The sequence below is a fragment of the Microbulbifer mixtoriginis (SeqCode) genome, assembly GCF_052466865.1.
Genome location: NZ_CP174293.1, coordinates 3,315,364 through 3,334,395 on the forward strand (window position 1 = coordinate 3,315,364; position 19,032 = coordinate 3,334,395).

Consider the following 19,032-nt stretch of genomic DNA (forward strand, 5'->3'; position numbering starts at 1 on the left):
CAAAGACTGAATAGAAAGTGATGAATAAGGAGTTATCCATGTCACGTTACATCGAATCCCAACTAAAGCCCTTTAACGCCAAGGCCTATCAGAATGGCGACTTCTTCGATATGAGCGACGCCGACGTAAAGGGCAAGTGGGCGGTGTTCTTCTTCTATCCCGCAGACTTCACCTTTGTTTGCCCCACCGAGCTGGGTGATCTGGCGGACAACTACGAAGAGTTCAAAAAGTTGGGTGTGGAGATCTACTCCGTATCTACCGATACACACTTCACCCACAAGGCCTGGCACGACTCTTCCGACACCATCGGTAAAATTCAATACCCCATGATTGGCGACCCTACTGGCACAGTCACTCGTAATTTCGGAGTGATGATCGAAGAAGAGGGCATTGCCGATCGCGGCACCTTTGTCATCGATCCGGAAGGTCGTATCCAGATTGTGGAGATCACAGCCGGCGGAATAGGCCGCGATGCCAGTGAGCTGTTACGCAAGATCAAAGCGGCCCAGTACATCGCCGCTCACCCTGGAGAAGTCTGCCCTGCTAAGTGGAAGGAAGGTGAAGAAACCTTAGCGCCCTCCCTCGATCTGGTAGGCAAGATATAAACCCAATGCCTCTGACCCGGCCCATCTAGATGGTGGGCCACAACCAAGCCTGAATTAGTTAGAGAAAGGACACACCGATGTTGGACGCAAACCTGAAAAAACAACTGGACACTTACCTGCAGAATATCGTCAAACCGATCGAGATTCGTGTGTCCACAGATAACAGCGAAAAATCGAAAGAGCTGGAAGCCCTGGTAGATCAAATCTCCGGGCTCTCCAAAAAAATTACTGCACAGCAGGGCCAGGCTAAGCGCACACCAAGCATGGCTATCGCCCCTGCTGGAGAGGAACCCCGTGTAAGCTTTGCCGGTATTCCCCTGGGCCACGAATTCACCTCATTGGTTCTGGCACTCCTGCAAGCGGGTGGCCACCCATCCAAGGCAGACCCGCAGCTACTGGAGCAAGTACGTAATCTGGAAGGTAAATTTCACTTTGAAACCTATATTTCTCTCTCCTGCCAAAATTGCCCGGATGTCGTACAGGCACTGAACCTGATGGCCACCCTCAACCCGAACATTACCCACGAGATGATCGATGGAGGGTTGTTCCAGCAGGAAGTAGAGCAACGCAATGTAATGGCGGTACCTGCGGTCTACTTAAACGGCGAACACTTTGGCCAAGGCAGAATGTCCCTTGAGGAGATTATTGGCAAACTGGATACAGGTACCGCAAAACGCAAAGCTGAAAAACTGAATGACAAGGCTCCTTACGACCTACTAGTCATTGGTGGTGGACCTGCCGGCGCAGCAGCTGCCATCTACGCTGCGCGTAAAGGTATTCGCACCGGGTTAGTAGCTGAACGTTTCGGCGGCCAGGTGATGGATACTGTAGGTATCGAGAACTTTATCTCCGTACCTTATACAGAAGGCCCGAAGCTAGCAGCCAGCCTGGAACAGCACGTTAAAGAATACGGTGTAGATATTATTACTGACCAACGTGCGGCAAATTTACAGCGCAATGAACTGGTAGATATAGAACTAAAGAGCGGTGCCACCCTATCCAGTCGCTCTGTGGTGCTGGCCACTGGTGCAAGATGGAGAGAGCTTGGTGTACCTGGCGAAGCGGAATACCGTACCAAAGGCGTTGCCTACTGCCCCCATTGTGATGGGCCCTTCTTTAAAGGTAAGCACGTAGCGGTTATTGGCGGCGGTAACTCTGGTATTGAAGCGGCTATTGATCTTGCTGGAATTGTCGAACATGTCACCGTACTGGAGTTCGCTGACTCACTGCGTGCCGATGAAGTACTGGTGCGCAAGACACAACAAATGGACAACATCGATATTATCCTCAATGCACAAACTACCGAAGTATTGGGGGATGGTAACAAAGTCAATGGCCTTGCCTACACCGATCGCAAATCGGGAGAGAGTAAAAAGCTCGACCTTGCAGGAGTCTTTGTGCAAATCGGACTAGTGCCAAATACAGAATTCCTCAAAGAGAGTGATGTCGTAATGAATCGTATGGGTGAAATTCAAATCGATGAGCGCGGCGCAACTTCCATTCCAGGCGTCTACGCTGCCGGCGATGCCACTACTGCCCCCTACAAACAAATTGTGATCTCAATGGGAGCAGGGGCCACAGCGGCACTGGGAGCGTTTGACTACTTAATTCGGTCTTCTGTGGAATAAAGACAGGAATATCATACGGCCGGTCATTGACCGGCCACTCAATCTTCGCGTTCTTTTTATCCACGCCAAGCCGCTATAAGGGCTTTCCTGCCAAGTTCAATAACAATCTCGTTTTACTTACCTTTTCGTAAAACAAATAGCCTACTGCCTATTGAATGGTTTACAAGCTCATAGTGACATCAGCAACTTCCTCATGGATACGTACAAATCGGTATACATACAAGCAATTTGAGGCATTCCAACAAACAGACTGCTTTACTATTCCAGAATGAAAAATTGACAACTTGATCTCGGTTGGCCCCTTTATTGGGATCGATTTCAATGGGCTGGTTAACGTCAAATTTATTGATCATCAATTCCAGGTGTTGATGGTCAGATGGATTTTATAAAACTATATTAGCAAGTGGCTCTACCATTTAAAAAGGAAGCGTCTCAAAAATTGAGCCTCGATTAAATACACTCTCAACAGACTCGAGACTTGATGTTGACTACATTGTTACAGAATATGGCTACTGTCAATCAATGGGAAAACCCACGACTGACCACACACACGCACTGACCAACATTGCTCACCTAAGCTTTAGAGAGGGCCTGTTCAAGTGGGCAGAGAACACAACTTCAAATAAACCACCAAATAAGTGCCCTAAATAAAATTCCCACAATGCCTTTAACTCCAAGTAATTTACCTGAAGCCCCTCAAGCAAACTGAAAGCGTGTTATGCCAAAATCGTCACAGTGTGGCCCTGTGGTCATTGAGCCACGATGTTTGCAATAAAAAGAAATGACCATACAGACTATCCAGCTTTTTTATCCATCCCGGTCACTAAAACCAGATGTTCACGAAGCCACATATAAATCCGCTAAAGAGAAAAAAACCAGAAGTTTTACCCTTAACATCGTATTTTGACTTTATTTAACTGAGATATCGGGATCAAAAAAGACATATCTAGACCAAAATGGCAAATCTGGTCACCGACAATTTATCCGGAAAGAGAAACCAAGAAGTTAGATTTTACCCTACCAACGGGAACCCACATCCAAACCGAATGTCTGTTTGAGTGATGCAACTGAACAAACACAAATATTAATTCGAAATTTTTTTACATTTTTTAAGTAATAAAAAACTCAACCTTCGTCACAGTTCACACTGGATTTTAAATTTAGAGTGTCACCTAGATTTTTCGACATCATCTAAAGAAACACTCTACAAACAGATTTTTATTACAAAAATTCAACCACCGTGAAGCACTCTTATTCACGAAGTTAACGGACTCACAAAAATAGAGATACCAGGAGTAAATCCATGCTACTAAGAACAAAATGTGCCATTGCCACATTACTACTGATGCCTTTCAGCTTGCAGGTTCAAGCTCACGGCTGGTCTGAATACCCAAAGGCGAGGCAAAAGATATGCTATGACCAAGGGAATGTCTGGTCTGGAACTCCCCCAAATCCTGGCTGTGCATTAGCAAAAACCATCTCCGGGTCTTATCCATTTCAGCAACACAATGAATTTTCCATCAACATTACTGACTACAATAATTTTACGGCCGTAAAAGCAGCCATTCCAGATGGAACACTCTGCTATGCCAATGACCCACAAAAAAAGGGCATGGGTGCAGCTACAGACACTTGGAGCCGAGTTGAAGTTAACGCTGGAACTTTTGAATACGTATTCAATGCAACCGCACCGCACAACCCCTCTTTTTGGCAGTTTTATCTAACCAAACCCAACGCTGACCTTTCAAAGCCTCTCGCCTGGGATGACTTGGAGCTTATTCAGGAAGTGGGCGATGTGCCAGTTGTGAATAGCCAATACCGAATGAATGTTACGATCCCTCAAGACAGGGTAGGCAATGCGATTTTATTTGTACGCTGGCAACGAGTAGATGCAGCGGGTGAAGGTTTCTACAACTGTAGTGATATCACCATTGTAAATGGTGATGTTCAACCGCCTACCGAACCTGATCCGGGTACAACAGAGCCATACCTTATTCAAGGCAACACCTTTATCCCGCAGGGTATTAATATCGATTCAGTAGCTGTAGGGGATACTGTCAATTATACGGTCTTCAATAAAAATGGTGAGGAACACTCATCGTTTTCATTAGCAATTACTGAGGACAATAAAAATGATTGGGATAGACTGCTGGCATCTCAAGTTACTGGCTGGTATCAATCCAATCACAATGGAAATGTCTTTATCGGTCGCTGGCATGAGGAAATGAACCATTACATGTATTTCCAAGGCGACTTGCATGGCAACTATTTTAACTCTAAAGATGCACGCGCTTCAGGCCAGTTCAGCATCACAAGTAATGGCAGTGAACTGATTGCGTCTATTACGCCCAAGGTGTTAAAGCCTCTCGACATAGCCAAGGTCGAGCACGGTGAATTACTGGTGCTCTCTACAGGAGAAAGCACAGGAAACATCACTGATACCCAGTGGTCACAAGTGAGTGGCAGCCCAGTGGAAACAGCAGCCGGGCCGAGTGGTGCATTGGTTATTGACACTTCAAGTTTAACCAATGCCCGACACGAGTTGAGTTTCAAGTTAACCGTAAGTAGTAGTTCTGCCAATGATGACGAGGTCTACTCCTTTGTCGTTGAACCCTCGACACCCACAGATCCCACAGATCCCACAGATCCCACAGATCCCACAGATCCCACAGATCCCACAGATCCCACTATTCAAACCTGGGACAGTAACCAAATCTACACTGCTGGGGACACGGTAAGCCATAACGGTAAAACATGGACTGCCGGATGGTGGACCAGGGGTGAAGAGCCAGGCACAACCGGGCAATGGGGTGTTTGGCGCTAAGTAACCAATCAATAATTTATCTCACAGGCTTCGGGGGTTTATGGCAATAAGCCTCCGTTTTTTACACACCAAGAAATTAAAAAAAATCGATTGAACCTGCAGAGACCCTGACGGAATTCTCTATACAGCCCGCCTAAAACCCTATCAAATCTGGTTTATGATATTTCACGGTCGCTTTACATCGCTACAATTTATAAACTGAATTTCTAACCACCGCCAAAACCATAATCACCAAAGTAAACCAACATTTTTCTAGATTATATTCGGCCGCTCACACAAACCTGATCAAACTTCTATTCCACATCACATAAATACATGATTGTTGAATCTATTCACGATCCCATGCACAAACACAATCAAAGTAAAACATCACAATTCATTACCCGTGAATTTAATTGACATTGCCAATATTTATTTCACGGAGAGAGTCAACTCTCTAGCGAGAAATCAAATAATATTAGAAACTTTTTCATAAATTGAAATCAGTTATTCTTATGATCGAATAGAATGATAAGAACAGCAGGTGTGAGTAGAATTAAGTCAGAATTAACAGACACACAGTGGAATTTCTTGAGCCATGTCTTCCCCCAACTAAAACGTGACAAAGGTAGTCCCAACCTCGTTGATAACTCTGTTTATTTTGAAGATCTCTTGTGGATTTTGCATTCAGGGGCAAGATAGAAAACAAAGAAATGACGCCTGTTCGTACAACAAAGCTCCGGATTGGGAATCCGCTACGATACAGCCTGCCCGCCGTAAAATTGGCCTTATTTCCCCTCACCGCAGGAATAGAAAGACACCTTCGAAAAAAAATGGCAGAAGGTTTAGAAAGTATGTGCAACATCTTAAGTTTGAGCAAACTTTAACATGACAAGGAAACTGCCGTCGTTAGGTAGAATCGCTATGCATCTACTTAAAGAGCATTTTTCTATATTGCCTGCAAATCAATTAATTTAATGAAGCTTTGAAACAGTTGCTAGAAAAATAGTCGCGAAACAACCCCAACATATCACTTTATCGATCTTAGCCCTCTAAATGTCACCTATAATGCCCTGGAACAATGGCATAGATTCGTAGCAAGGCAAGGTAAACCTGCAGAATATTCATCTTCCCCAACAGGTCAAAAGTATAATTTAAACCTTACGAAATCTACTTTATTAAAAATATTTCAAACCCTACACATAAAAGTCAAGGCTCACGGAAGACAAGAAATCCACCAAAAACACGGCAAGAACCCACCTAAGGCACCGGAAATTTAGCCCACTATGAATCACGACGATGAATACCACAGAAAGCTAACCACAGCCGATAATGCCGTAGCCTCTATCCCCAGCGAGAGTATCATCTCCATGGGTATGCGCGTAGCAACCCCGCCAGCTTTACTTAAAGCTTTAGAAAACCGAGTTCGGACAGGCGACATAAAAAAACTCATGGTTTATTACATGCGTTGTGGCGGTGTCGCGATGAAAACAATCTTTCAGGAGGACTTGCTAGATCGCGTCAGACCCTTCTCATCCATGCTTACCAAAGACGAGGTCAAGCTTGCAAAGAAAGGCTTCGCCAAAGGAAAGAAGTATATCAATTATGTTCCCATTTCTTTTAGTCGATACCCGGAAATTATAAAAAGGCAAGTGAATCTAGATGCTTTCCTCGTAACTGTATCCCCAATGGATAAATATGGATATTTCAATTTTGGTACTAGTGGAGATTATGCGATTGAGTTATCCAGACATGCAGACCAACTCATCGTTGAAGTCAACAAAAACATGCCGAGAACTTCTGGGGGCACTTTACTTCACATTAGTGAGGTAGATGCAATTATAGAAAACGACACTCCATTAATTGAAGAACCGCAAAGAGAAACCTCTGAACTGGATAAGAAAATTAGCGATTATATTGCACCGCTAATACCCGATGGAGCCACAATTCAAATGGGGATTGGAGGTGTTCCCAATGCCGTGTGCGAGCAGCTGAGAAACAAGAAGGATCTAGGGATACATACAGAGGTCATCACCTCCGGAATGATAGACCTAATCAAATCTGGTGCGGTTAATAATTCACGCAAAAAACTAAACACCCACCTCAATGTGTTCACCTTTGCCATAGGGGATAGGACACTCTATGACTTTATTGATAACAACCCTTCAATGGCCTGCCTTCCAGTCTCCTACGTGAATGAACCACAAACTATTGCTCAAATTGACAACATGATCTCAGTCAATTCCTTTATTGAGATCGATTTCAATGGGCAAGTAAATGCAGAATTTATCGATCATCAATTCTCTGGGGTGGGTGGACAATTGGATTTTATCAGAGGCGTATATTACTCAAGAAATGGTAAAACCATATTGGCGAGTAGTTCTACGGCACAGGGAGGGAAAATTTCCCGGGTTGTACCGCGCCTAAATACAATCACAACAGACTCTAGACTGGATGTTGACTATGTCGTTACTGAGTACGGTTGCTGCCAGCTTATGGGTAAGTCAACCACAGAACGCACACATGCCCTAATTAACATTGCACACCCAGACTTTAGAGACAACCTGATAAAGCAGGCTAAAGAACACAACTTTATCTAACCAACCTTATGATCAACCTATACATTCATCCTGCACTGCTTTTTACGCCAGGTAATAAGCCTAATCTTTTTCAGAAAGCAACAGAGGTAGAAGCCAGCGCAATTATTATTGATCTCGAAGACAGTGTACCTGCTAGTGATAAGCAATTAGCCAGAGACAATGCTATTCACTACTGTTCCAAGATCCAAAGCGACAATACTGCCAACATTATTCGAATCAACCACCTAACGAGCAATGAAGGACTAAAAGACATACTTGCCATTACTACAACCAAGTTACAAATCGACGCTGTACTTTACCCAAAGACAGAGTCTCCTAATGATATCCAACAACTTGGTAAACTCCTCGCTCAAACTTATACAGACATAGCCATTATTGCTTTAATCGAAACTGCCTGTGGAACAATGAATATCCACAATATTGTTAAGGACAGCCCCAAAAAACTGCAGGCCTTAATGTTTGGTGCCGCAGACTATGCCAGCGACCTCAATTGTGACAACTCAATAAACGCCCTAAGCTCTGCACGTAGTAAAATCGTGGAAGCTTCAGCGGCAAACAATCTGGCCTGCTTTGACTCCCCCTATTTTGATTTCAATAATGAAGATGGACTAAATAAAGAACTAAATATCGTTAAGGGGATGGGATTCAATGGCAAGGCCGCCATTCACCCCAAACAAATTTCTGCTATCAAGTCCTCTTTTAAGCCTACTCAAGAACAATACGAAAAAGCAGAGAAAATAGTAGAAATCTATAACAATTCAAAGGGTAAAGCCTGTCAATACCAAGGGGAGATGATTGATGTACCGGTTTACTCCAAAGCAAAGCAAGTTATCTCTATATTCAATAAACTTAGCTAAAACTTAAAGGGAAGTGGTGGTCATGCAATTCCAGCCATATAAAAAAATTAACGATAATCGCTACCGGGAAGACTTTGGATTTTACTTCGAAGACTTCACAGAAGGTATGATCATTGAACATCGTCCAGGTAGGACATTAACTCGAACAGACAATACCTGGATGACACTATTAACAATGAATACGGCACAGTTACACTTTGACGCCCACTATGCACAAAAAACCGAGTGGCAGTTACCGCTAGTGGATAGTACTTTAACCCTGGCGATTATAACTGGTATGACAGTAAACACTATCAGCAAGAAGGTAGTAGCCAATTTAGAGTGGGATAAGGTACAGCTACTGAAACCTGTTTTTGAGGGGGACACCATCTACGCAGAGAGTGAGATCCTATCTAAACGAGAATCACATTCCCGCCCCACTCAGGGAATAGTGACGGTTGAGACTCGTGGCTTCAAGCAAGATGGCGAACTATTTATGCGCTTTATGAGAACAGTATTAGTGTATAAGAAAGGACACTCACCAAACTATAACATTGACGAAGCCTCAGAATAACTCCGAGATTCCCCTGACTTTTAGAGCGATTGACAGTAAGAGTGGTCCTTTTGAGCTACTTATGCTGTATGCTCAACTGCTAAAACTGACCGTCTACACAGAACCATCTTTCGCCTAGCGAACAAAAACAAGCTGAAAGGACATTACCCAAAGTAACTGGCACGATAGAACCTGTTTACTTTTGCGCAGGACCTAGCCATTCATCATCTTTCTTTACCGCTCATCCATTATATAAAACCTCCCCTACTAAATTAACTGCACAAAGTTAATCAACATCTAGAATGCCAGCCATTCAACTAACCCTATGGAATAATTACTGGTGCAAACGATCAAAACGAAATTTAGAGTTACCAAGTGGCGATTAAAGTCATTAATCCTAGCCGCTTTATTGACTTCCAATGCTATGGCCACTGACATTGAAGGCGACTGGAGATCGATGCTTAAAACAAATGATGAGAAGATCATACCAATAGTGATTCAACTAGAGGAGAATAGCGGTGAATGGACTGGCGTATTAAGTAGCCCATCTTTAGAGGAAATGAAATTAGACATTACGAGGCTGGAAGTTATAGATAATAGAATTGCTTTCGAAGTAAAATCCCTAGATATCAAATACGAGGGAAGTTACATTAATCAGGTAGACCTAATCGCTGGTGCAAACATTAAGAAAGGCGCATCATCTCTTACATTTTTTAGCAGAATAAATGACCATATTGATGGTTCTAGCAATCATTCACAAACACAAAAAAAATCTACTCCATATATTATTGAAGATGTCAATTTTAAAAATAAAGAGACAAGCAATCTAATTTCGGGAACTTTAACCAAGCCAGCATCCAGAATTAAAGCAACGGCTGTTCTTATCAGTGGTAGTGGTCCCCAAGATAGAGATGAATCTCTTTTTGGACATAAACCTTTTGCCGTAATAGCCGATCACCTAACCCGGCAAGGATATGCAGTATTACGCTACGATGACCGAGGCGTTGGTGGATCTAGTGGCAGCTATCAAACAGCAACTACAAAAGACTTCGCAAGTGACACCAGTGCAGCTGTTGACTATTTGAACAGCCGTAGCGACCTACCTCAGGGTAAAACTGGCTTAATTGGCCACAGTGAAGGCGGTATGATAGCTCCTATGGTTGCCAGTAGGCGTGATGATATTGCATTTGCCATTTTACTTGCTGGGCCTGCAGTTAAAATACCAACTATGCTTGCTGATCAGTGGTACCGTGGTCGTAAATTTAATGGTTTATCCGAAGAAATATTAAGCAAACTCAAAGAGTTAGATAAGGAAATCCTAGAGAAAATTGGTAATCTTGAATTAAATGAACCGCTTAATGATGCCATTCAGGATCTTATTTATTCCAGCATCAGGCTTGAGGGGGTGCCCGAAGAAGACATAAATACCCAATTTGAAGAGGTAAAGAAAGAGTACTCTCTTTTGATATTTCGTGATTACTTAAAGTTCAATCCAGAATTCTATTTAGAACAAATAAAAGCTCCGCTATTGGCTCTTAATGGTTCTTTAGACTTTCAAGTTGATGCAAAAATGAATTTAGGTAATATACAATCAGTGTTAAATAGAACCGGACATAAAGATTTTACGGTCATTGAACTTGACAGAATGAATCATCTTTTTCAAATAGCTAACAAAGGTTCAAGTACTGAGTATGCTGAAATAAAAGAAAGCTTTTCGCCAAAAGCATTACATGTAATTTCTGAATGGTTAAACGAACGATTCAAAATCTAGATTTGACTTGAATTTATGGCTCCAATTTGGGAGCCATTTTATTACATTCAAACGAAATGCTATTTAAAAAAAAATTAAATCGAGTGGGTATACTTAAATTAACCTAAAGATTAAAATCTATTGGGAAAACCTTATAGATATTGATAATAAACGCCCCATACTGGAGCTGATAATTAGTAAACCCTCAAAGATCTATCGGCCGACTAATTCCCTTATAGAGAGATCGATCACAGCAAAACTAGAATACTTTGCACCCTAGTCTCAAGTCTGTGGTCAACCACTTTATGAGCAAGATATCTGTTTGAATTTCCTATTCAGAGTAATCCTAGACCGCTCATCGCCCCTCCCTACCATTCATCCCCTCAGGAAGCCACTCCTACTAAATTTATAACACCAGGCTAATCGACAGGTAGAATATCAACCATTAAACAAGTAGGTACAGGAAGAGTACAAATGCAGCCTATCAAAACACTCTTTGCAGAAGCCAAGTGGCACTTGAAAACAGTAATCCTCACAACTGGCTTAATATCAACCAATGTAATGGCTTCAGGTTTAGAGGGGGATTGGAGGTCCGTAGCCCAGATTAATGGTGAAAAGAATATACCTGTAGTCATTCACCTGGAAGAAGATAACGGTATGTGGAAAGGCTCCTTAGATAGCCCTTCCCTTGGGGCTAAGGGAGTAGAAATATCTATGCTGGAAATCCGGGACAGCAGTATCACTTTCGAAGTAGAAGACTTACAGATTAACTACAAAGGCACTTACAGTGCAGCAGTTGATCTTGTATTTGGGTTTATCAGCCAGGAAGTGACATCCCCTCTGAACTTTAGCCGGGCATCTGAAGATGCAAAGAACAGGACTAGCAATCGACCCCAAACACCAAAGGGCCCATTTCCGTATGCTATAGAGGAAGTAAGCTTTAAGAATGCTGCGACAGGCAATATCATTTCGGGAACACTGACTAAACCAAAGTCTAATATCAAAGCAACTGCTGTTCTTATCAGTGGTTCTGGGCCTCAAGACCGGGATGAAACCCTGTTTGGCCATAAGCCATTTGCGGTAATCGCCGATCATTTGACACGGCAAGGATATGCAGTATTTCGCTATGACGACCGCGGTATTGGCGGCTCAAGTGGTGATTTTCAAGCAGCAACCAGCAAGGATTTCGCCAGTGACGCTAACGCAGCTGTAGATTATTTAAACAGTCGTAAAGATCTCCCAAAGGGTAAAGTTGGATTAATTGGACACAGCGAAGGCGGTATGATAGCTCCCATGGTTGCCAGTAGTCGAAGTGATATTGGATTTACCATCTTACTCGCTGGACCAGGGGTTAAAATACCTGAACTACTGGTCGATCAGTGGCAACGAAATCGTAAGTTCAATAACTTACCTGAACAAAATATGCAAAGACTTAGCCAGTTGGATAAGGAGATTTTTGAGAATATTGCTCAACTCGGAATGAATGAAAGTCTTAATGATGAGATTCATGAGCTGCTTTATGAAAGCGTGAAGCTCGAAGGCGCTCAGGAAGAGGAGTTGGATGCTCAGGTTGAACAACTAAAGAAGCAGTATACTACTCCTTGGTTCCGTTATTTTGTTAAGTTCAATCCTGAACCTTATTTGAAACAAACAAAGTCACCACTTCTGGCTCTTAATGGCTCACTTGACTACCAAGTTGATGCAAAAATGAACCTAAGTAATATACAATCAATATTGAGCAGCGCTGGACATAAAGACTTTAAAACTATCGAGCTGAATAAAATGAACCACCTTTTTCAAATAGCCAATAAGGGCTCATTTTCAGAGTATGCCGAACTAGAGGAGAGCTTTTCACCTATTGCTCTCGAAGTAATATCCTCGTGGCTGAATGAACGCTTTTGAAACTTGATAAGAATGTCAAGACATGGCTCCTGATTTAGGAGCCATCTTACTTAGATGTTTAAACTATGAATCTTTTGAAATCCCCTAGGCCATCGGCAAAATTTTTGGCCTACCATTTTGGTGGCTGGTTGATATTTTCTTTAGTTAATGTTTTCTCTTTAGGGCTACTATCTCAGAATCACATTGATAAAATTGTAATACACATTACAGCTCTAGCACTTACAGCTGGGCTTTCCACTTTGGTCATTCGGGAAGTCTTATATAGATATGAACTTTTTGAAAAAAGTTGGCGCCAGCAATGGGCACATTCTCTTTTAGCGAGCATATTCATTGGAGCTATTGGCACCTATATTGCTACTAGCCTTGTATTTTATTATTACTTATTTGTGGGACATGAAGTTCCACGCTCATTTTGGGAAACTGTTCTAGACAATTGGCTCTTCTTTATTTTTCTTATGCTCACCTGGACTTTCATATACGTTACAGTAGAAAATAAAGAGCGACTGCGAAAAACTGAACATGATGCAACACAACTTAAATTACAACTGAACGAAGTAAAAATGAGCGCTCTAATGGGGCAGTTAAATCCTCACTTTCTATTCAATGGGCTCAATAATATTCGAGGACTAATCCTTGAAGACACAGCTAAATCCAGGGATATGTTGACGAACTTGTCTGACCTTTTACGTTATACGTTAATGGCCCATAAGCATAAAACTGTACCATTAAGAGATGAATTGGAAATCGTTTGTCAGTATATCGAACTTTTGAAAATACAATATGAAGATCGATTGTCTTTCATATTGGAAGTTAACGAAGATTTAATGGGAGAGCGGATACCTCCACTCCTAATCCAGCTGCTTGCCGAGAATGCCGTTCGCCATGGAATAGAAAAATGTAAACAAGGCGGTGAACTAGTGGTTAAAATCACCAAAGAAGACAATCATATGGTAATCACTGTGATAAATCCAGGTACTCTCATCAGAGAGTCAACCAAAGAGAGTGGTAATACCGGCCTGGGGTTAATCAATATACAAAAAAGGTTAACCATACAATATGGAGACAAGACATATTTTGGAATTGAACAGCAGGGCTCCCAGGTAGTTGCTCAGTGCCATATTCCCTCCTCTCCCTTACAATTAGTGGTATAAGAAGTGAAAGCCATTATCGTTGAAGATTCTCGACTCGCACGCAATGAATTAAGAGAGTTACTCAAACCTTATAAGAATATAAACTTAATAGCAGAAGCAAAAAACTGTGAAGAAGCTATTCTCCTTATATCAGAGGAAAAGCCTGATTTAGTATTCTTGGATATCAATCTTCCTGATGGCAATGGCTTTGACATACTTGAAAAACTGGATTTCACACCTCAGGTTATTTTTACAACAGCTTATGACGAATACGCCATACAAGCTTTTGAAGTAAATGCTCTGGACTATCTACTTAAACCCATAAACCCTGAAAAACTAAAGAAAGCTCTCGATAAGACGTCAAGTGAAACACCCACCGAGCATACAAATAGCTCAACAAGCTATTTAGACTCCAACAATAAAATATTTATCAAGGATGGGGAGCGTTGCTGGTTAATCGAAATTGGAAAAATTCGATACTTTGAAAACTGCGGCAACCATGCTCAAGTATTTTTCGATGACAGCAAGCCTTTTATCTATAAATCTCTAACCAAAATAGAACAACGATTAAATCCAGAAGTATTCTTTCGTGTAAATCGACAACAAATTATCAATCTAAACTTTATTAAGAATATAGAACCGTGGGTTAATAGTGGATTAATAATAACCATGACCGATGGGAAAGAAATAGAGGTTGCCAGACGGCCAGCCACTCGGCTACGTGAAATGTTAAGCCTCTGAGAATCAGGCCTAAAAAATAGCAGTGGAGTAAAGTATCAGTTAGATTAGTTCAGACTTGGCAGGATCATTTCCTATTTAAATAAAGCGTACGGTCAAGCCAAGTCTTAGCTACTATAGATTCACTCATATTAAAATTATAGGCTCGAATTCTGCGACTTAGCTATATCTCAGATTTTCTGATATATACCCCATCAACGAATCATACTATTAACCATTTAATCAATCAGACCTGTAGGGCTAAATCATAAAATTATTGTGTTCAATAGATTGCATTGCAATATGACTGATACTTATACTTCGGAAAATATTTCAGATAATCAACTGACCAACAGTTTGCAAGACGCAATATTAAACTAACATTTAACATTAGAGATCAATCTGTTAATGATACCCATATATTCATCAATATACGCAGAGATACTATCTTCGCTAATCAAAGGCTCACAATAACCGAATACAAAAGCCGAGTTGCGATAAGTCGTATAATTTATAATCATTAAGGGGTTAATTGCAGTTTTCAAACTAATCATCCCTTTTCGAATTTCAAAATATCGCATTTCATTTGCAAGAAGGCGCATATTCCCTACATTTGAAACAAGAATACCAGCCGGAAAGCATTCTTTCGGCGCAGTGATCTCAGCAGCCATGCGGGTGACCTCCTCTATGCTATAGTCAGATCTTAAGCTTTTTGTCATTGGTTTTTGTTTGAGGAGCACTAAATTAATCTCATTGTTCAAAAGCTTGGCTACCTCGAAAATATCGGAGCTTGTTGCGTTTGGTGGTAATTTTAGGCTGGCAGTTTCTGAAAATGAACCAACATGATCACTCGGGATAATAGGGTTGCACAATAGTCGAGCATCCATCGTGAAAATAACTTCTGGCAAATTTCCACACGCCGGCATAACCCGAGCAGCAACTGATGCAACAGCACAATAAAGCGCCGTTAGCTTAATCTGATTTTTTTTAGCTAAACTAGCTAGTCTTTCAATTTTTTTTGGTGATACTAAATAGGACTTAGCACAAGCTCTTCTATCAGCGACTGACGCTTTCTTCTCAACCGCCCAACGGCTTCCCCCTTCTATTTGATGCTCAAATTTCTTCTCACCACAATATCCAGAAGCCTCTAGTTGACTAGCAATACTATTTAGCAAAGGGAGTGATTTAACTTCATGCCTTGGCTTTTCATGAAGGCATAGGAACTTGTCAAGATCAGAGAATAGCGTCATGAGGGATCTGCCATCAAGTATGGCATGTATATTTATAAAACAAATCCAATCAACAAGGCCTTGTTTATTTGTATATACCCTTAATCTATATACATGCTCCTCTGTTTCAATGAAGGTCTCAGCAAGTTCCCTAAACTCTTTCTCCAAATCAAGCTGATCAAAAATTGAAGTTACTTCTATTGGCACATCAACAAAATCAACATCACAAACCCACCTTAATCGCTCTCCCCTTTTTACACGCGCCCTCAAAAATGGATGACGCTTATGCAAGTAAGTCAACCCCTCTCGCAAGGACTCCATTTGCAAGGGCTCACAGACTTTTATAAAAGAAACAAATTGCAGGCCACCACGAGATAACCTATTCATTTCAATAAATAATGCTTCTTGGGGCCCAAGCTCTCTCGAAAATGGTTCTGGACTCATTGAAAACACCTTGTATTCATAACATTGCCTCTAACCTTTATGATGGAGACATGTAAATCAACAACTATTGATCTTTAGCTAACCTTATTTATTCCAAGAGCATCAACAGATCAATGAATGAAACATAGTATGCAATTAGACTTTTCTTACTCTTTGACATACACACTAATTTTTCCCCAAGAAATTTAGTAATGATCCCGGCGGTAGAGATATTTCAAGATATGTAATCCACAACAGATCTTTAACATACAGTCTTTATTTCTTTTTATCATGATTATTACAATTTTTTAGATTGTAAATTTCTTGAAAAAACAGGCTTTTTTTGTGAAGACGCAAATAATCTCTTATCATCACTAATGCCGCCAAATGCAGGGCAACATCTTTTACAAAGGCCAACAAATTGCTCATTGTTTATGTTATAGAAAATTAAACTGTAAAATTATTATATTACTAGTTTGTCACTCATTAAGTTGGGGATCTCCTTTTGTAAAGGTGATGCTTCGGCTTTCAAAGCACCAGAGTACATTTACATGGTCTCCTCTCCTTATAGAAGAAGCATGGCCAATGCGATTCGTGCTTTATCCATGGATGCAGTCCAAAAAGCCAATAGCGGGCATCCTGGTACACCTATGGGCATGGCAGACATTGCGGAGGTCTTATGGAACGATTACCTAAAGCACAACCCAGCTAACCCGAATTGGTCTAACCGTGACCGCTTTGTCCTCTCTAATGGACACGGTTCCATATTGTTGTATGCCCTGTTGCACCTTTGCGGCTACGACTTATCAATCGAAGAACTGATGAATTTCTGCCAATTGTACTCCAAGACCCCGGGCCATCCGGAATATGGTTGCACACCTGGTGTTGAGGCCACCACAGGCCCCCTAGGCCAGGGGGTTGCTAATGCCGTAGGTATGGCCCTGGCGGAAAAAGTACTGGCGGCTCAATTTAACCGCCCAGGCTATAAGTTGATCAATCACCACACCTATGTATTTATGGGGGATGGATGCCTGATGGAAGGCATATCCCATGAAGTATGCTCTCTGGCTGGTACTTTAGGCTTGGGCAAGTTGATCGCATTCTATGACGACAACGGCATTTCTGACGATGGGCAGATTGAAGGTTGGTTTACTGACGATACACCCAAGCGTTTCGAGTCCTACCATTGGCACGTCATCCCTAATGTTGACGGCCATGACGCAATTGCGATTAAAGCAGCAATTGAAAAAGCCCATGAATGTTCTGATAAGCCCACCATTATTTGCTGTAAAACCGTGATCGGCTTCGGCTCCCCAAATAAGCAAGGCCGAAAGGAATGCCATGGTCAACCACTCGGGGAGGAGGAAATAGCTCTCGTTCGCAAAACGATTGGTTGGAACCACCCTCCTTTTAAGATCCCTGAAGATATCTATGCATATTGGGATCAAAGGTCTAAAGGTAAAGCATTAGAGAAGGAGTGGAAGAGTCTCTTCGCTAAATACCGTGAGGAGTATCCTGAGATAGCACTCGAGTTTGTGCGTCGTGAGAGTGGAAAACTTCCACCAGATTTCCTGGTAAAAGCCGATAGCTACATTAAGCAATGTCAAAAAGATGCACTAAGAATCCCCTCTCGTAAAGCGAGCCAGAATACACTGAATGTTTACGGGCCTCTGTTGCCCGAACTCCTAGGTGGTTCAGCCGATTTAGCCGGCCCTTGTTTTAGCCTATGGTCCGGTTCTAAAAGATTGAATAAGAAAGATGCTTCAGGCAACTATATACACTACGGAGTTCGTGAATTTGGTATGAGCGCCATAATGAATGGCATTGCCCTGCACGGAGGTTTTATACCTTATGGTGCTACCTTTTTGGTTTTTATGGAGTATGCTCGAAATGCCGTGCGTATGGCGGCATTAATGAAGCAACAAGTTATATTCGTCTATACCCATGACTCCATCGGAATAGGTGAAAACGGTCCAACTCATCAGCCGGTGGAGCAACTCAGCGCTTTGCGTTCTACACCGAATCTACACACTTGGCGCCCCTGTGATACTACGGAATCAGCGGTAAGCTGGAAGATGGCTATTACACGCAAAGAGGGGCCCACTGCACTAGTATTCAGTCGTCAGGATTTAGCTCCGCAGGAACGAAATACCACGCAGATAGCACAAATTGAAAAAGGTGGTTATGTACTGTCCGACTGCGAAGGCGCTCCTGAGGCAATCATTATTGCGACCGGCTCTGAAGTCGAGCAGGCCATAGCTGCTAAAAGAAAGCTCACTAGCAAGAGAATTCGGGTTGTGTCCATGCCTTGCATAGAAACCTTTTTGGAACAGGAAGAACCGTACCGTGAATCAGTTCTCCCTAGTACTCTCCGCGTCCGGGTGGTGGAAGAGGCTAGTCATAAAGACTATTGGCACAAGTTCGTAGGCTTTGACGGTGAAATCATCGGAATGGATAACTTTGGCAAATCTGCACCCGGCCAGGAAGTCATACAGTACTTCGAGTTTACAGCTGAGAAAATTATTGAAAGTATCGAGAGGCTACTGAAGTAATTTAGTATGGACGTACACCCTTTCTGAAGAAAATACGGTGCCGAGCATTAAAAGGGCAAATATTTCATCGAATCATTGGCTATCAATACCTCTGTATTTCATAGGTATTTTGTATAACTGAAAGAATTAAATCATTTTGTTTTAGTCGCATCAATATCTGTTCAGATTATCCCACAATCCTTTTGGCATGTTCGCAATTTTTCTTGTTTGTATTCGTGAAATTTTTATAACCTAACTACCCTACAATGAAGTGAAAGTTGCCAAATTACCTTCTCACGCTACAAATCCCCAAGTTTGCCCCCAT

At 41.9% G+C, this 19,032-nt stretch carries 12 protein-coding genes and 1 pseudogene; 12 read left to right on the forward strand and 1 reads right to left on the reverse strand.

The features are described from left to right. Positions 1-38 precede the first annotated feature (38 nt). From ahpC to ACJJJA_RS15140, 11 genes and pseudogenes are all read left to right on the forward strand, one after another. A complete protein-coding gene (gene ahpC, locus ACJJJA_RS15090) occupies positions 39-605 on the forward strand; it encodes an alkyl hydroperoxide reductase subunit C (RefSeq protein WP_444905184.1) in 567 nt (188 codons plus the stop codon). Positions 606-682: 77 nt separating this feature from the next. Next, complete coding sequence (ahpF, locus tag ACJJJA_RS15095; RefSeq protein WP_444905185.1) at positions 683-2,233, forward strand: alkyl hydroperoxide reductase subunit F; 1,551 nt, start codon at positions 683-685, stop codon at positions 2,231-2,233. A gap of 432 nt (positions 2,234-2,665) precedes the next feature. Then, positions 2,666-2,884, forward strand: a pseudogene (locus ACJJJA_RS15100) (acetyl-CoA hydrolase/transferase C-terminal domain-containing protein); the annotation flags it as partial. 652 nt (positions 2,885-3,536) lie between these two features. Next, positions 3,537-5,057, forward strand: coding sequence for a lytic polysaccharide monooxygenase (locus ACJJJA_RS15105; protein WP_444905186.1), 1,521 nt, complete (start codon positions 3,537-3,539; stop codon positions 5,055-5,057). Between the two features lie 1,265 nt (positions 5,058-6,322). Continuing rightward, on the forward strand, positions 6,323-7,636 hold the full coding sequence (locus ACJJJA_RS15110) for an acetyl-CoA hydrolase/transferase family protein (protein WP_444905187.1): 1,314 nt from the start codon (positions 6,323-6,325) through the stop codon (positions 7,634-7,636). Positions 7,637-7,644: 8 nt separating this feature from the next. Further along, the gene (locus tag ACJJJA_RS15115; RefSeq protein WP_444886594.1) at positions 7,645-8,493 is read left to right on the forward strand and encodes an HpcH/HpaI aldolase/citrate lyase family protein; all 849 of its coding nucleotides are present in this window, start codon (positions 7,645-7,647) and stop codon (positions 8,491-8,493) included. Positions 8,494-8,515: 22 nt separating this feature from the next. After that, positions 8,516-9,046 carry a MaoC/PaaZ C-terminal domain-containing protein gene (locus ACJJJA_RS15120; RefSeq protein WP_252082173.1) on the forward strand — a complete coding sequence of 177 codons (531 nt, stop codon included), beginning with the start codon at positions 8,516-8,518 and terminating at the stop codon, positions 9,044-9,046. 319 nt (positions 9,047-9,365) lie between these two features. After that, a complete protein-coding gene (locus ACJJJA_RS15125; protein ID WP_444905189.1) occupies positions 9,366-10,796 on the forward strand; it encodes an alpha/beta hydrolase family protein in 1,431 nt (476 codons plus the stop codon). Between the two features lie 453 nt (positions 10,797-11,249). After that, positions 11,250-12,677 (forward strand): alpha/beta hydrolase family protein, encoded by a 1,428-nt coding sequence (locus ACJJJA_RS15130; RefSeq protein ID WP_444905190.1) that lies wholly within the window; start codon positions 11,250-11,252, stop codon positions 12,675-12,677. A 65-nt stretch (positions 12,678-12,742) separates the two neighbouring features. Further along, on the forward strand, positions 12,743-13,828 hold the full coding sequence (locus tag ACJJJA_RS15135; protein ID WP_444905191.1) for a sensor histidine kinase: 1,086 nt from the start codon (positions 12,743-12,745) through the stop codon (positions 13,826-13,828). Between the two features lie 3 nt (positions 13,829-13,831). After that, a complete protein-coding gene (locus ACJJJA_RS15140) occupies positions 13,832-14,548 on the forward strand; it encodes a LytR/AlgR family response regulator transcription factor (RefSeq protein WP_444905192.1) in 717 nt (238 codons plus the stop codon). Positions 14,549-14,901: 353 nt separating this feature from the next. Here ACJJJA_RS15140 and ACJJJA_RS15145 read toward each other — a convergent pair whose 3' ends face one another. Continuing rightward, complete coding sequence (locus ACJJJA_RS15145) at positions 14,902-16,197, reverse strand: hypothetical protein (protein ID WP_444905193.1); 1,296 nt, start codon at positions 16,195-16,197, stop codon at positions 14,902-14,904. A 530-nt stretch (positions 16,198-16,727) separates the two neighbouring features. Between ACJJJA_RS15145 and tkt the strand changes: the two genes are divergently transcribed. After that, positions 16,728-18,728: a transketolase gene (gene tkt, locus ACJJJA_RS15150; protein ID WP_444905194.1), complete on the forward strand. Its 2,001-nt coding sequence runs from the start codon at positions 16,728-16,730 to the stop codon at positions 18,726-18,728. The last annotated feature ends 304 nt before the right edge of the window (positions 18,729-19,032 follow it).

What these genes read in the sequence shown, in the direction of transcription:
- ahpC (WP_444905184.1), top strand. Translation starts at nt 39, where the DNA reads ATGTCACGTTACATCGAATCCCAACTAAAGCCCTTTAACGCCAAGGCC.
- ahpF (WP_444905185.1), top strand. Translation starts at nt 683, where the DNA reads ATGTTGGACGCAAACCTGAAAAAACAACTGGACACTTACCTGCAGAAT.
- ACJJJA_RS15105 (WP_444905186.1), top strand. Translation starts at nt 3,537, where the DNA reads ATGCTACTAAGAACAAAATGTGCCATTGCCACATTACTACTGATGCCT.
- ACJJJA_RS15110 (WP_444905187.1), top strand. Translation starts at nt 6,323, where the DNA reads ATGAATCACGACGATGAATACCACAGAAAGCTAACCACAGCCGATAAT.
- ACJJJA_RS15115 (WP_444886594.1), top strand. Translation starts at nt 7,645, where the DNA reads ATGATCAACCTATACATTCATCCTGCACTGCTTTTTACGCCAGGTAAT.
- ACJJJA_RS15120 (WP_252082173.1), top strand. Translation starts at nt 8,516, where the DNA reads ATGCAATTCCAGCCATATAAAAAAATTAACGATAATCGCTACCGGGAA.
- ACJJJA_RS15130 (WP_444905190.1), top strand. Translation starts at nt 11,250, where the DNA reads ATGCAGCCTATCAAAACACTCTTTGCAGAAGCCAAGTGGCACTTGAAA.
- ACJJJA_RS15135 (WP_444905191.1), top strand. Translation starts at nt 12,743, where the DNA reads ATGAATCTTTTGAAATCCCCTAGGCCATCGGCAAAATTTTTGGCCTAC.
- ACJJJA_RS15145 (WP_444905193.1), bottom strand. Translation starts at nt 16,197, where the DNA reads ATGAGTCCAGAACCATTTTCGAGAGAGCTTGGGCCCCAAGAAGCATTA.
- tkt (WP_444905194.1), top strand. Translation starts at nt 16,728, where the DNA reads ATGGTCTCCTCTCCTTATAGAAGAAGCATGGCCAATGCGATTCGTGCT.